12 protein-coding genes are annotated in these 15,233 nt (G+C 59.1%); 5 read left to right on the top strand and 7 right to left on the bottom strand.

Annotation, left to right across the window (positions count from 1 at the left end):
• Positions 1 to 7 precede the first annotated feature (7 nt).
• From QLG10_RS06335 to QLG10_RS06315, 5 genes are all read right to left on the bottom strand, one after another.
• A complete protein-coding gene (locus QLG10_RS06335; protein WP_188264126.1) occupies positions 8 to 508 on the bottom strand; it encodes a CS1 type fimbrial major subunit in 501 nt (166 codons plus the stop codon).
• 3 nt (positions 509 to 511) lie between these two features.
• Positions 512 to 1,252 carry a molecular chaperone gene (locus QLG10_RS06330; protein WP_110751702.1) on the bottom strand — a complete coding sequence of 247 codons (741 nt, stop codon included), beginning with the start codon at positions 1,250 to 1,252 and terminating at the stop codon, positions 512 to 514.
• Positions 1,253 to 1,293: 41 nt separating this feature from the next.
• Complete coding sequence (locus QLG10_RS06325) at positions 1,294 to 2,571, bottom strand: hypothetical protein (RefSeq protein ID WP_282486205.1); 1,278 nt, start codon at positions 2,569 to 2,571, stop codon at positions 1,294 to 1,296.
• Positions 2,572 to 2,576: 5 nt separating this feature from the next.
• Positions 2,577 to 5,099, bottom strand: a complete 2,523-nt coding sequence (locus QLG10_RS06320) for a TcfC E-set like domain-containing protein (protein WP_248677865.1) — start codon at positions 5,097 to 5,099, stop codon at positions 2,577 to 2,579.
• Between the two features lie 110 nt (positions 5,100 to 5,209).
• Entirely contained in the window at positions 5,210 to 5,695 is a 486-nt protein-coding gene (locus QLG10_RS06315) for a CS1 type fimbrial major subunit (protein WP_188264130.1), read from the bottom strand.
• A gap of 490 nt (positions 5,696 to 6,185) precedes the next feature.
• On the opposite strand from QLG10_RS06315, the gene QLG10_RS06310 reads away from it, so the two are divergent.
• Both QLG10_RS06310 and QLG10_RS06305 read left to right on the top strand, forming a co-directional pair.
• Positions 6,186 to 6,761 carry a PadR family transcriptional regulator gene (locus QLG10_RS06310; protein ID WP_110751694.1) on the top strand — a complete coding sequence of 192 codons (576 nt, stop codon included), beginning with the start codon at positions 6,186 to 6,188 and terminating at the stop codon, positions 6,759 to 6,761.
• Positions 6,758 to 7,549, top strand: coding sequence for a siderophore-interacting protein (locus QLG10_RS06305; RefSeq protein ID WP_188264131.1), 792 nt, complete (start codon positions 6,758 to 6,760; stop codon positions 7,547 to 7,549). The genes QLG10_RS06310 and QLG10_RS06305 overlap by 4 nt, the downstream gene beginning before the upstream one ends.
• 138 nt (positions 7,550 to 7,687) lie before the next feature.
• On the opposite strand, the gene QLG10_RS06300 is transcribed toward QLG10_RS06305, so the two are convergent.
• Complete coding sequence (locus QLG10_RS06300; protein ID WP_223194090.1) at positions 7,688 to 8,323, bottom strand: Pr6Pr family membrane protein; 636 nt, start codon at positions 8,321 to 8,323, stop codon at positions 7,688 to 7,690.
• 1 nt (position 8,324) lies between these two features.
• On the bottom strand, positions 8,325 to 8,555 hold the full coding sequence (locus QLG10_RS06295; RefSeq protein ID WP_110751689.1) for a VF530 family protein: 231 nt from the start codon (positions 8,553 to 8,555) through the stop codon (positions 8,325 to 8,327).
• A 232-nt stretch (positions 8,556 to 8,787) separates the two neighbouring features.
• Here QLG10_RS06295 and QLG10_RS06290 point away from each other — a divergent pair, with 232 nt between their 5' ends.
• From QLG10_RS06290 to QLG10_RS06280, 3 genes are all read left to right on the top strand, one after another.
• A complete protein-coding gene (locus QLG10_RS06290; RefSeq protein ID WP_282486198.1) occupies positions 8,788 to 10,155 on the top strand; it encodes a carbohydrate porin in 1,368 nt (455 codons plus the stop codon).
• 188 nt (positions 10,156 to 10,343) lie between these two features.
• Entirely contained in the window at positions 10,344 to 12,752 is a 2,409-nt protein-coding gene (locus tag QLG10_RS06285; RefSeq protein ID WP_188264133.1) for a glucose/quinate/shikimate family membrane-bound PQQ-dependent dehydrogenase, read from the top strand.
• 328 nt (positions 12,753 to 13,080) lie between these two features.
• Entirely contained in the window at positions 13,081 to 15,132 is a 2,052-nt protein-coding gene (locus QLG10_RS06280) for a bifunctional diguanylate cyclase/phosphodiesterase (RefSeq protein WP_110751683.1), read from the top strand.
• Positions 15,133 to 15,233 lie beyond the last annotated feature (101 nt).

Raw genomic sequence — 15,233 nt, 5'->3', positions numbered from 1 at the left:
ATCGGTATCAGGCATCCGGCATCACCGCGTTGAAGATCATGTTGACGCTGCCAAAGTAATTGCCGGGCTTGTAAACCCCATCGGCAGGTGGCGTCGGGAGGATTTCCAGCAACACGCGCTTGCCAGGCGCCGCCTCGGCCAGGGACACCACCTCGCTGCTCTCGAGCTCGTTCAACTGTTTGCCGTTGAACAGCACCCGCAAGGCAATGTCATGAGCGTCGGTGCCGTTGGACAGATACGGTCGTCCTTCCAGCCGCGCCTCGATCGAGCCCGCTTCGTTCTTCACATCGAAGTACTTGCGCAAGCCACCCAGTGTCGACGACGACAAGTTCCAAGGCAGTTGCTGTTCGCGATGGATCCAGCCCGGGTCCGATGGAATGACATAAAACGCCTGGGTCGGAATCGTCACGAACACCTCGAAGGTGTGCTCTTCCCGGGCGGCGAAGAGATTGGCGCTCGTGCACATGGCAACAACCGACAACAAGACCTGGGTCAGCTTTGTGCTCATGGGTTATCCCTTCACGTCCAGTTTTTTACTGCGCTCACCTTCCACCAGGGTGAATTGATACTCACGACCGGCCTGTTTTTCGAACTCAAAGGTACGGCCCGCGAGGATGTGATGCTTGGTCGTGGGCTGGCAGTCCTGTTCGTTTTTAACCGAACAATCCTTGAACTCATCGACCACCACCACGCTGTTGCCGTTGTTGCGGATCCGATAGGTGCCTGCGTTGTTTTCAATCGCACTGTCGAAGCGTGTTTCCTTTGGCCGTACGAAAAACACCGCGCCGTAACCTGCCAGTACGGTGACCCCGGCCGACAGGGACTTTTTGTAGTCTTCCCGTTCTTCGCTGGACACCGCGAACTCATCCTCCTTCTCCGGCACCACGGGTACGAATCGCACCCGGAAATAACGCTCCCTGTCCCGTTCGCCCATGAACAGCAGACGGGTGCCCTGCATGCCATTGGCCGGCACGATCAGTCGCGCGGGGCTTGCCATCAAACCATCGCGACCGCTGCCATCGGCAGTGGTTTTAAGCGGCACTTCCTGTGACTTGCCATCGGCATCGTAGAGAATTTCGAGAATGTTGACCTTGACGAACGCCGTACTGTCGCCGCCATTGAATACTCGCTTCAGATAGGTGCTCTTATCACCGTCCAGATAATCGTAAACGGTGCCGATATTGATACTCGGTCCGGCATGAACCGTTTGGGTGAACAAACAAAAACCCATTAAGGCTAACAAACGCTTCATGTTTCAGTACCTCACTTAATAAAAATGAATATCGAAAACAATCAAACTTCCGAATCCCAGATAACCGTTACATTGCCGGAATAATATCGTGATCGGCCAGGGCGAATCATTTCAGCCACTTCGCTGGATGGGATTTCGAAGTGCAGAGTCCCCGGCCTGCGCTCCACATAAAAACCGGGTTGAAACAGCTTGGTACCGCTACCATTAAGAAGTAGTTGTCGGCGGGTCACGGGCTGCCCACTTGCATCGGTCAAGCCATGAGGAAGACTGACGCTGATATTCAATGGAACAACGTGGCCCGAAATCGGCTCTTGCAAAGAGCAGGTATTGCCATCCTGGGTGTACTGACACTCCAGCTCCATTTTGAAACGCGAACTGGCCGAGATATTGAACGTTTGGTCCTTGAATAAACGCGTCGGCTTTCGGCCTTGTTGCAGCCAGGATTGCCAGCCACCCTGCGGGACCAATTCCACACGATGACCACCGGGTGGAACTTCAACCTTGAGCATATGCTCAACGGTAAGTGTGAAGTTCAGCGTTAGGGAATCCTCACTGGGTAACATGACATCACCCATATCAAAATCCTTACCGGGGCCGACGGAGTACTGAATACTTCCGGTGTAAGTGCCCTGCGACAACTTCAAGGGCTCAGGGGTTTGAAGCTCGTAAGCAAAGTCAAAAGACTTATAATCAAACTCTGGAATAATGTAGTTAGGTGCTTTATGACAAGCGCTACCCGCCGGAGTAAGCCAGAACGTTTCATGCTCCCTCGTATTTGTACTAGCCTTTATCGCCCACTGACAGGGTGACGGAGGACTCAACCATAGCCCTCCTTGCCATAGAAGTCCGTGAGCGGCGTTAGAACCCAAATCTGGACGCCCAACCAAATCGCGTGCATCGTGGCTGAGGCGATAGTTAACCGCGAAACCAGGCATACGTACTTTCACTTCCGCCGTTTCAGTGCTTGCACCCCCCATTTTGGTAACTGTCAATGTTCGCCATTCCGCCGGGATGCTGAACATTGCGGCTTCACGGGGATTGGTCTCATGGACCCGGATGGGTCTGGTTGCAGTGAATGTAATGGGTGTCCTGAAACTGGACAGTCCTCGTCGCTCACACGCCGGTTCGTTACCCTGGCAGAACCCGGTGAACTTCGTTGTATTGATAAATTTATTGACCAGCGGGTTGGATGGATCCGGACTGAATTTCGCTTCTATCTCCATGACAGCCGCTTCGCTCACTGCCCCCAGCAATCCAGACAACATCAAAACGTTGGCCGTCTGTTTGAGTAGGCGTATCACGCTGATTTTATCCTCCACGCCCACTAACCCCGACCTTCAGATAGATAAGTCGCATCCGCCAACGTATCCGGCGTACAGCGCAAATCGCCGATCATCAGTACGTTGTTTTCGGTGTGCCCACTGTTCGTATCCAGGCGGAACTGGCACAGCAACTGGCTGCCGTGGCGCACTTCCAGGGTTGGCGAACCGGCGTTCATTTCCATGGAGAAGAAGCCGTCCACTTCACTCACCCCGCGACTGGCGTGGTTGATGATGTGGTGGCCCTTGAGCGGGTTGCCCTGGGGATCGATCAGGCGCCCGAGGACGGTCAGGGTTCTCATCACCTTGACCTGGCGATATTCCACGCCCCCCTTGTTCAGGTGATAGCTGGAACGAGCCGGCTGGATGGTGGCTGCGGGAACGTGGTTGCCCTCGAAATCGAAACTGACCGAGCTGCTTTTGTAGGCGGTGATCGGCACGAAATTGCGCCCGGGCTTGAGCACCGCGCTGCCGCCGCTCAAATCATCGGCGCGCAAGGCGATGTCCTCGATGTCCGACTCCACGTCGATGATCATCCCGGCACCGTTGCGGTGGTATTGGCTGGTCATGACCATCTTTTGCCCGCCGACGGCCACGGTGCTATCGAGGTTCAGGCCCCCGGTGAGGTCGTTGTTGAAGGATGAACGCTGGATGAAGCCGTCGCCGTTGACCAGGTCGGAGCCCATGGTCGCCATGGCATTCAAGCCGATGCCGTAGGTGTCGGTGATGGCCGTGGCGGAGACGCTTTGCAGCACATGGTCCTGCAGGGTTTTGCGATAGGTGATCGAGGCATTGTTGTCGCGCCCACCTTCCCTCGCCGTGCGGGTGCCAATGCTGCCGGAAAGCTGTTCACCCGGGCCGCCCAACGCGATATTCACACTCAAGTCGATGCCGCGATTGCGGTCGTCTCCCGAGCTCACGCTGCCCGGTCGATCGAACAGCGACAGGCGCCAATTGGCATCGCTGCCAAACAGTTGGGTACGCTGGGTCCAGCCCAGGTCCACGCCCGTGCCGTTGGTGTTGCCTTCGCTGTGGGACACCCGGGCATTGACCGAGCTCTTGCTGTTGAGTCGATGGTTTATCGACAGCGACGAGTTGCTGGTCTGGCCAACGAACACGTTGCGCTGACGCACCCGCGTGCCATCGGGCAAGGTGTCGTACAGCCGGGTGGTGTCCAGCCAGCTACGGTTATGGCTGGCGACGATGCTGCCGCTGCCATAGGAATACAGCCCTTGCACGTCGAGGCCGGTACCGTAATCCTCGGTCTTGTAGACGTTGGCATAAAGGCTGGCGTTGTTGACGATGGCCCAATCGACCGACGTCCCGTATTGCAGGGAGTCGCGCACCTGTCGAGCCGAAAGGCCCAGGATGACTCGCGGGTGCCACAGGAAGTTGAGCGCGGTCCCCGCCGTCATGTCGCCGTCGGCCTGCTCTTCCCAGTTGCTGAGCAGTTTCGATTCACGGCCGGCGAACAGGTTGTAGCGCCAGCGCTCGTCGTGGTTACGCCAGTTGTTGGGTTTGTAGACCAGCTCTTGAGTGCTGGAGGTGATCTGGCCGTCTTCGATCAGACGCACTTCCACTTCATAAATACCGCCGGGCAGCGGACGCGTATCGAGGGTCTGCAACCCGGCAGGCACTGCCTGGGTGTTGATCAGCAAACCATCGCGGTAGATCTCCACCGAGCCCTGTCGATTGGCGGTGACGTAGATCGGATAGACCGCCGGTTTCGGGTTGTTGATGGCCAGGCTGTCGGAGCTGCCGTACATGACCCCCAGCGCGGTGTCAGGGGTGGCGCCAAAAGCCCGTGGCTGGCGGGTCAGGCCTTCGGACGTCGGCGTGAAATAGCCCAGGCGCAGAAAGCTGCCCTGCAGCTCGCGCTGGGTAAAGAGTTCGTATACGGCGTGATAAAGCTTGTTATCCAGACCACCGAGTCGAGACAACTGCGTGTTGACCGTTTGGGTCCAGTTGCCCAGGCTGCTGCTGGCTTCCAGGCCGTAGCGTCCGCCCAGGTCCTGATTCTGCCCGCCGTTGAGGTTCAACTGGTTACGCACGATCAACCCGGTGCTGCCGCCTTCGGGCAAGTTGTAGTAATGCTGTACCTGATCGTCGCGCTCAGCGTTTTCAGTGAGGATCGACACCAGTGAGTTTTCAAGGCTGTAGTGCACGGCCAACAGCTGCTCGGGACATTTACCCTGGCAGCCGCCCAAGGCTACGCCTTGTTTCAGATAATTAGCCCAGATCTCGCGTTCACTGGGCTTGATCGTACTGTCGCTGACATCCGCGAAGTCAATCAGGGTGATTCGATCATCGCGAGACAACACGACCATCGCCTCACCAAGATACCGTTGATCAAGTTCCACGCGCACCGCCAGTGGCACATCAAAGAAATGTTCTTCGAACTCGCTCGGCAAGCCTTTGGCCTGCGCCAGCAAACTTCGAGGTGTGTGGCTGTTATCCATGGGCGCGGCCACGGCAGTTGCGCAAAAACACAGGACAAGCGCCGTCGCGATGGGAGTCATCGGGAACATGAACGAAATACTCTGAGAATAAGTGCGTTAAAACCCGATCGACAGGCAGTCATTGCCCATCGACCGGTAAGTGTTAACGAATAAGGTCGAGCCTTAAGTCAGCGCTTGTCTCAAATGCGCGGGATAGCATCGAAGATCACGACTGGAGTGGCCGTGAACACGCCAGTTTGTGTAGCGGTGGGTTTGGCCGCAGCAATCACCAGATCTGCCCGCATGCCGCCGTTGGATTCGGTATCGCCAACCACTTCCTGAGAAACACCGGTCAAGGTGACACCATTGAAGCTATAGGTCAGAGCGATGTCGCTGCTGCCGTTGAAAAGGGGTTGCGGCCCGCCTTCCACATAAGCACCGACCGAACCGTTGGTGTGTCGAATATCGTAAGTCGCTCGCAGTGGTTCCAAGGTGCCATCTGCCAGGCGGTAGGCCATTTTTTCATCTTTACCGAAGTCAGGATTCACCGGTTGGGCATGAAAAACCTGGGTAGGAACGGTAGCGCTGATGTTGATGGAGGTGCGCGCTTCTTCCGCCGCGAACGCCATCGAAGAGCTGAGGGCCAGGAGGGTCATCGGGACGGCGATTGCAAACTTCTTGAACATTGTTGAGTACCTGTTTTTTTCAAAGGATTGGTCTGTGGAAAGTTTTAGTGATCCGTGCCAGCCACCAAAGTGATGGCGTTTCGGTTCAACTTTCGACACCAACAATGATCGACCAAATTCCTAGGAAAGTAAGTACGAAAACGCCATGAAACATGTAGTTAAAGTGCCCCACGCACCTGTAGAAAAATCAGCGAAAACAACAAAGTAAGATATTTAACTATCAGCCATATCCTACACACAGTTTTAGTTAAAAAAGCACACAGACAAGAACTAAAACAACTTCTGTAAGACCTGTACTACTTATTCATCAACTCACTACCAACAACAGCGGGAGAATGATGATTAGTTTAATTACTCTAAAATTACCAGCACTCCCTTCTCCCGCCAGACCAGCGGGGGGGTTCTGGCTTACCGACCGTCGGTCAGTAATGCTTGCGCACCTCATAAGATATATCTTACGTTGTATCTAGAAATCACAGGAGAAGGAAAAATGAGAGACCCTCATTCCCCGCACCGCGAACACGGCGACGGCCGTGACGGCTTCGAAAAACGTCCCGGGCGCGAACGGGGCGGCCGCGGCCCTCGGGTGTTCGCCCCCGGCGACCTGAAATTGCTGCTGCTGGCGCTGATTGCCGAGCAGCCTTGCCACGGCTATGACTTGATCCGCCAGATCGAAGGCATGTTCGACGGCGCCTATAGCCCCAGCCCAGGGGTGATCTACCCGACCCTGACCTTTCTGGAAGAGAGCGAAATGATTCAGGGCGATGCCGAGGGCGGGAAAAAACGCTACAGCGTGACCGACGCCGGACGCCTGTCTTTAACCGAACAAGCGATTGCCCTGGACGGCGTGCGCACACGCATCGATGTGAGCAAGCGCTCGTTGCGCGGCCACGATCGCCCGCCGCAGATCCACGAGGCGGTGCATAACCTGCGTCATGCCTTGCAACTGCACCATGGACGCTGGAGTGCCGAAGAGATCCAGCGTGTCGCCAACCTGCTCAACAACACCGCCAAAGCCATTGTCGACGGCCCCGCCGTTCAATTTGCCCAGGAGCCAGCCGAATGACCGACGTTATCGTGCCTTCCCAAACCATTCACCGCGTCATGCATGAAATAAAACGGCGGCGCCTGGAGGTGCTGCGGGTGGTCGACCTGACGCCTCGCATGCGTCGCATTACCCTGGGCGGGCCTGAGCTGGCCGGCTTCGTAAGCCTCGGCACCGACGACCACGTCAAGCTGCTGTTCCCGCAGAACGCGGAGCAACAGGCGGCGTTGGAAACCCTGGTGCTCGGCGCTGGCAAGGACAACGGCCCGATGCCTGCCATGCGCGACTACACCCCGCGGCGCTACGACCTGGACACTCTGGAGCTGGATATCGATTTCGTGCTGCACGGCGACGGCCCTGCCTCGACCTGGGCCGAACAGGCCCAACCCGGGCAGTTCCTGCACATCGGCGGGCCCCGGGGCTCGATGATCGTGCCGGATATCTTCGACAGCTACCTGCTGATCGGCGACGAAACCGCCCTGCCCGCCATCGCCCGACGCCTTGAAGGCCTGGCGGCCAATCGCAAGGCGCTGGTGGTCATCGAAGTGGAAAATGGCAAGGAACAGCAAGTGCTGCAGAGCGCTGCCGAGGTCAATGTGATCTGGGTGCTGCGCGAAGGGGGCAAAGACCATTTGTTGAGCACCGTGCGCCAGATCCAGGTGCCAGCCGGCAGCCTGTACGCGTGGGTGGCAACCGAGAGCAAGGTGTCGCGGCAGATACGTCGGGTGTTGCTCGACGAGCACGGTTTGAACGAACAGTTCGTCAAGGCCGTCGGCTACTGGCGGCGGGACGACAGCGACGAGGAATAATGAGGCATGAACTGTAGGAGCGAGCATGCTCCGGGCGGCGTTCCGACGATGGTCGTCAACGATGACGCTGGGCACCAGACACCCCACGGTGCTCTTATCGCGAGCAAGCTCGCTCCCACAGTAGATCGGGTACGGTGGTCACCGCCACCGACGATCCAGCGCCATCAACAACAAAGCCATCACTACAAACCCCATCAGTAATCCGCCGGCATTCAAAAACACCTGTGGATAACCCAGCTTGTCCACATCTATGAACGGATAGGGATAAGCCGCCAACAGGTGCCCGCGAAGCAGTGTGTAAGCGAAGTACAGCAACGGGTAAATCAGCCACAGCGCAATGTGCCGCAGACGCAAGGTGCCTTTCGGCACACAGAACCACCAATACAGCAGAAACAGCAGCGGCATCACGTCGTGCAACAGCTCATCGGCCAGCCATTGCCAGCCTTGCGGATGCCACAAATGCCGCAACAGCAGGTTGTAGGCCAGGCTAACCACCGCGATGCTCACGGCAATGCCGCTACTGACCCCCGGCTGCAGGAACCAGCGACGCGCCGCCGACTCGCGGGACGTGGCCGCACAGGTCAGCACGGTCGCCACCAGGGTGTTGCTCAGCACAGTGAAAAAACTGAAAAAACTGATCAGCCCGCCCAGCAGACTGGCGCCGATACTCCAGCGCGCAAAAAAAATCAGGTACAGCTGAATACTCAGCCCGGCCCAGCCCAGCGCGGCCGCCAACGTCATCAAGCGTCGCTGCACGCCTTCCTTGGGTGGCATGTCAAACCGGGCGCTTGGTGCGCATCAGTTTCACGTACAAGCGCTCCACTTTCTCCCGTGCCCATGGGGTCTTGCGCAAGAACGTCAGGCTCGACTTGATGCTCGGATCGCTCTTGAAGCAACGGATATCGATGCGCTCGGCCAATCCCGACCATTCGTAATGGGTCACCAGCGCATTGAGGATCTGTTCCAGGGTGACGCCGTGCAGCGGATCGGGGGTGTGTTCGTTCATGCCAGGCCTTCGAGCAGGAGTGGGAATTGGAAGCCGCGCACCTTACGTTAAATGTAGGTGAAACGGAAAAGACTGTTACCGAATCCGAAAGGCTGCATGACAGGAAAAGACCTTTCTCTATTTGTAACAGAACATTATCCTTACACCTGCTTTAGCTGAAACGTTTCCTCCTCTGCATTGCGTCTGCCGTTTTACGTTCATTCCCCAGAAAAAAATCAAGAATTTCTTCCTTATGCCTGATTTACAACTCTCCAAAGACAGCGCTGTCTTCAAGACGACTGTTTGCCTGCTCACAAGCCTTGGCGCTTTGAGTCTCGCCACGTGCACCCAGGCGGCGCACGCCTTCGACAGCGACTCCCCGTGGATGCTCGGCGACTGGAACGGCACCCGCAGTGAACTGTCGGCGAAGGGCTACGACTTCAAGATCGACTACACCGGCGAAATGGGCAGCAACCTGCATGGCGGCTACGACCACGATCGCACCGCTCGCTACAGCGATCAGTTCGCGCTTGGCACGCACCTGGACCTGCAGAAAATCCTCGGCTGGGACGATGCCGAGTTCCAGCTGACCATCACCAAGCGCAGCGGCAACAACATCAGCAACGACCGGATCAATGACCCGCGCGTCGGTGGATTCACCTCGGCTCAGGAAGTCTGGGGTCGTGGCCAGACCACGCGCCTGACGCAGATGTGGTACCAGCAGAAGTTCCTCGACCAGACACTCGACATCAAGGTCGGCCGTTTCGGCGAAGGCGAAGATTTCAACAGCTTTCCCTGCGACTTCCAGAACCTGGCGTTCTGCGGCTCCCAGGTCGGCAACTGGGTGGGCGACATCTGGTACAACTGGCCGGTCAGCCAGTGGGCGATGCGGGTCAAGTATCACCTGACGCCCGAGCTGTACGCACAGGTTGGCGCCTATGAGCAAAACCCGTCGAACCTCGATCGCGACAACGGTTTCAAGCTCAGCGGCAGCGGCACCCAAGGGGCCATCCTGCCGGTGGAACTGGTGTGGACGCCCAAGCTCAACGGTCTGCCGGGTGAATACCGTGCCGGCTATTACTACAGCAACGCCGACGCCACCGATGTCTACAAAGACAGCCACGGCCAGCCCGCCGCCCTGAGTGGCGAGGCTTACCGCAGCGCATCGAGCAAGCACGGCGTGTGGCTCGGCCTCCAGCAGCAAGTCACCAGCATCGCCAGCGACCATTCCCGCGGCCTGAGCCTGTTCGCCAACGGCACGATGCACGACAAGAAGACCAACGCCATCGACAACTACGTACAGGCCGGCCTCGTCTACAAAGGCCTGTTCGATGCCCGCGCCAGGGATGACATCGGTTTCGCCATGGCCCGCGTTCACGTCAACCCGGCGTACCGCAAGAATGCCGAGGCGCGTAATCAGGCCAATGCTGTCTTTGACTACGACAACCCGGCCTACCTGCCGCCGCAGGACACCGAATACAGCGCCGAACTCTATTACGGCGTGCACGTCACGAACTGGCTGACAGTGCGCCCGAACCTGCAGTACATCCGCCACCCCGGTGGCGTGAACGAGGTCGATGACGCGCTGATTGGCGGGATCAAGATCCAGTCGTCCTTCTAACCAACACCCCCCACCTCTGTAGGAGCCGGCTTGCTGGCGATGGCGTCCGAGAGATCACTATCGCCAGCAAGCCGGCTCCTACAGGGGGGCTATCAACCAACCGGTTTTATATGAACAACGCCCCCGCGGGATCGTCATCTACAGTGAACCTGCGCGGGACCACTTGAAACGTCACGGAGAACCACACTATGAGCACTGAGGGTGCTTTGAGTCGAAGCCGTCTGTTGCCGACCCTGCTCGGCATACTGCTTCTGCTAATGGGCCTGGCCATGCTGGCCGGCGGGATCAAGCTGAGCATGCTCGGCGGCTCGCTCTACTACCTGCTGGCCGGTATCGGTCTTGCGCTGACCGGCATCCTGCTGATCGCCGCGCGCCGTGCCGCGCTGGGCCTGTACGCGCTGGTACTGTTCGCCAGCACCGTTTGGGCACTGTGGGAAGTCGGCCTCGACTGGTGGCAGCTGGTGCCGCGCCTGGCGATGCTGTTCGCGCTGGGCCTGGTCATGTTGCTGCCGTGGTTTCGCCGTCCGCTACTGCGTGATGGCGCCGCCCCCATGGGCACCGGCGCACTGAGCGTGGCTGTGGTGATCGCAGGCGCGACCGCCCTTGCCAGCCAGTTCACCAACCCGGGTGAAATCAAGGGCCAACTGGACCGCGACAGCGTGCCGGGCATGACCAACACCGCACCGGCCATGCCCGACGGTGACTGGAACTCCTACGGCCGCAGCGCCCATGGCGACCGTTACTCGCCGCTGGCGCAGATCACCCCGCAGAACGTCAACAAACTGGTACCGGCCTGGACCTATCGCACCGGTGACCTGCCAGGGCCGAACGACCCGGGCGAAACCACCGCCGAAAACACCCCGCTGAAAGTCAACGGCATGCTCTATGTGTGCACGCCGCACAGCCAGGTGATCGCCCTGGACCCGGACACCGGCAAGGAAATCTGGCGTTTCGATCCGAAGCTGTCGACGCAGAATGCGGCGAACTTCAAGGGTTGGGCGCACATGACCTGCCGTGGCGTGACCTATCACGATGACGCGGTGTATGCCTCCGAACAGAGCCCGACCGGTTCGGCCAGCCCGGCCCCGGCCAGCGCTTGCCCGCGCAAGATTTTCCTGCCGACCGCCGACACCCGCCTGATCGCGCTGAACGCCGACACCGGCAAAATGTGCGAAGACTTCGGCGACAAGGGCCAGGTCGACCTGCGCGCCAATATCGGCGGTTTCACGGCCGGTGGTTACTACTCCACCTCGCCACCCGCGGTCACCAAAGACCTGGTGGTGATTGGCGGCCACGTCACCGACAACGTCTCCACCGACGAGCCAAGCGGCGTGATCCGCGCGTTCGACGTGCACACCGGTAAACTGGTGTGGAACTGGGACAGCGGCAACCCGGACGACACGACGCCGATTGCCGAGGGCAAGACCTACACCCGCAACTCGCCAAACATGTGGTCCGTGTTCGCGGTCGATGAAAAACTCGGCATGCTGTACCTGCCGATGGGCAACCAGACCCCGGACCAGTTCGGCGGCGCGCGTACCCCTGAATCGGAACTGCACGCGGCCGGCCTGACCGCCCTGGACATCGCCACCGGCAAAGTGCGCTGGCACTTCCAGTTCACTCACCATGACCTGTGGGACATGGACGTCGGCGGCCAGCCGACCCTGATGGACCTGAAGACCGCCGACGGCGTGAAGCAGGCCGTCCTGGCGTCGACCAAGCAAGGCAGCATCTACGTGCTGGACCGCAGCACCGGCCAGGCCATCGTGCCGATCAACGAAGTGCCGGTACCGCAAGGCGCGGTGGAAGGCGACCACACCTCGCCGACGCAACCCAAATCCGACCTGAACCTGATGCCACCGCCGCTGCAAGAGCGCGACATGTGGGGCGTTACGCCGTTCGACCAACTGATCTGCCGTATCGACTTCAAGTCCTTGCGCTACGACGGCCCGTTCACCCCGCCATCGCTGCAGGGCTCGATCGTCTATCCGGGCAATTTCGGTGTGTTCGACTGGGGCGGCATCTCGGTTGACCCGGTGCGTCAGATCGCGTTCGTGAACCCGAGCTACATGGCGTTCAAGTCGAAAATGATCCCGGCCGCCGACATCGCCGCCCAAGGCCCGCGCAAAAGCGAAACCGAAGGCGTGCAACCCAACAAGGGCGCGCCGTACGGCGTGGTGCTCGAAGCCTTGCTGTCGCCAATGGGCCTGCCGTGCCAGGCGCCAGCGTGGGGCTACGTGGCCGCGATCGACCTGACCACCCATGAAAAAATCTGGATGCACAAGAACGGCACCGTGCGCGACAGCTCGCCGGTTCCGATCCCGCTGAGCATGGGCGTACCGAGCCTGGGCGGCACCTTCACCACCGCCGGTGGCGTCGGTTTCCTCAGCGGCACCCTGGACCAGTACCTGCGGGCCTACGATGTGAAAAACGGCAAGCAACTGTGGGAAGGTCGCCTGCCCGCAGGCGCGCAAACCACGCCGATGACCTACACCGGCAAGGACGGCAAGCAATACGTGCTGGTCGTGGCTGGCGGCCACGGTTCGCTGGGCACCAAACAGGGCGACTATGTGATTGCCTACAAGCTGTCGGAATAAGTAACAACCGTAGCTAGCGCCAAGGCGACTCCCGCAAGGGGGTCGCCTTTTTTGTGGGCGAGCTACCAGTCCAAAAGCAGCGCCCGGGGCCTTGCCTCAACGCCACAGCCGTCTAACATCAAACGAAAGGAAATTTTGTCCCAATCCCCTCAAGTTGAAGGACTCGACTACCGACACAGTACTGACCGGGCAATTGCCCCAGACAACAGCAAATCGGCCAAGCTGCTGGCATTATCCCGCAGGATGGATTGTCCCTTTGACTGCCATCACGGGATTGCCAATACTCATGGCAACTTGATGCTACCCGCACGGAACAAGGAATTACCCTTTGAAGCTGGAACTCAAGAACAGCTTGTCGGTGAAGTTGCTCCGGGTCGTGCTCCTGTCGGCATTGATCGTCGGCGTGGTCTTGAGCTGCGCGCAGATTGTTTTCGATGCCTATAAAACACGCCAGGCCGTTGCCAGCGATGCCGAACGCATTCTCGACATGTTCCGCGACCCCTCGACCCAGGCCGTCTACAGCCTGGACCGGGAAATGGGTATGCAGGTGATCGAAGGCCTGTTTCAGGATGACGCGGTGCGTCAGGCTTCCATAGGCCATCCCAACGAAGCCATGCTGGCGCAAAAATCCCGTGAGTTGCAGCAGTCCAGCAGTCGCTGGCTGACCGACCTGATCCTCGGCAAGGAACGCACCTTCACCACCCAATTGGTGGGGCGCGGCCCTTACAGCGAGTATTACGGCGACCTGAGCATTACCCTCGACACCGCCACCTACGGCAAGGGCTTCATTGTCAGTTCGGTGATCATCTTCATTTCCGGAGTATTGCGAGCCCTGGCGATGGGAATGGTGCTGTACCTGGTCTATCACTGGCTGTTGACCAAACCCCTGTCGCGGATCATCGAGCACCTGACCGAAATCAATCCCGACCGCCCCAGCGAGCACAAGATTCCATTGCTCAAGGGCCACGAGAAGAACGAACTGGGGCTGTGGATCAACACCGCCAACCAGTTGCTCGAATCCATCGAGCGCAACACGCACCTGCGCCACGAAGCGGAAAACAGCCTGTTGCGCATGGCCCAGTACGACTTCCTTACCGGCCTGCCGAACCGCCAGCAATTGCAAACGCAGCTGGACAAGATTCTCGTCGATGCCGGCAAGTTGCAGCGCCGGGTGGCGGTACTGTGCGTCGGGCTCGATGACTTCAAGGGCATCAACGAACAGTTCAGCTACCAGACCGGTGACCAACTGCTACTGGCCCTGGCCGATCGCCTGCGCGCGCACAGTGGACGCCTGGGCGCCCTCGCCCGCCTGGGTGGCGACCAGTTCGCCCTGGTGCAGGCCGATATCGAACAACCCTACGAAGCCGCCGAACTGGCCCAAAGCATCCTCGATGACCTGGAAGCGGCGTTTGCCCTCGATCATCAGCAGATCCGCCTGCGCGCCACCATTGGCATCACCCTGTTCCCCGAAGATGGCGACAGTACCGAGAAGCTGCTGCAAAAAGCCGAGCAGACCATGACCCTGGCCAAGACGCGCTCGCGCAACCGCTATCAGTTCTACATCGCCAGCGTCGACACCGAGATGCGCCGCCGTCGCGAGCTGGAAAAAGACCTGCGCGACGCACTGGTCCGCGACCAGTTCCACCTGGTCTACCAACCGCAGATCAGCTACCGCGACCACCGGGTCGTTGGCGTCGAAGCGTTGATTCGCTGGCAGCATCCCGAGCACGGGCTGGTACCACCGGACCTGTTCATTCCGCTGGCCGAGCAGAACGGCACCATCATCGCCATTGGTGAATGGGTGCTGGACCAGGCCTGCAAGCAATTGCGCGACTGGCACGACCAGGGCTTCAGCGACATGCGCATGGCCGTGAACCTTTCCACCGTGCAGTTGCATCACGCCGAGTTGCCTCGGGTGATCAACAACCTGATGCAGATGTATCGCCTGCCGCCACGCAGCCTGGAGCTGGAAGTTACCGAAACCGGCCTGATGGAAGACATCAGCACCGCCGCCCAGCATTTGCTCAGCCTGCGCCGCTCCGGTGCGCTGATCGCGATCGACGATTTCGGCACCGGTTATTCGTCACTGAGTTATCTGAAAAGCCTGCCGCTGGACAAGATCAAGATCGACAAGAGCTTCGTCCAGGACCTGCTCGATGACGATGACGACGCAACCATCGTTCGCGCCATCATTCAGTTGGGCAAGAGCCTGGGCATGCAGGTGATCGCCGAGGGCGTGGAAACCCTGGAGCAGGAGGCCTACATCATCTCCGAAGGCTGCCACGAGGGTCAGGGCTACTTCTACAGCAAGCCCCTGCCGGCCCGGGAGCTGGTGGCTTATCTGAAGCAGGCCCAGCGCAGTAACGCGGCTATCTTGTAAAAGATCAAAAGATCGCAGCCTGCGGCAGCTCCTACAGGAATCAATGCGTCCTTAGGAGCTGTGTAGGAGCTGTCGAGTGAAACGAGGCTGCGATCTTTCCC

This window comes from Pseudomonas sp. V98_8 (genome assembly GCF_029967975.1).
In the GTDB taxonomy this organism is placed as follows: domain Bacteria; phylum Pseudomonadota; class Gammaproteobacteria; order Pseudomonadales; family Pseudomonadaceae; genus Aquipseudomonas; species Aquipseudomonas umsongensis.
The sequence above is the reverse complement of the archived record's forward strand: the minus strand, read 5'-3'. Positions and strand labels throughout refer to the sequence as shown.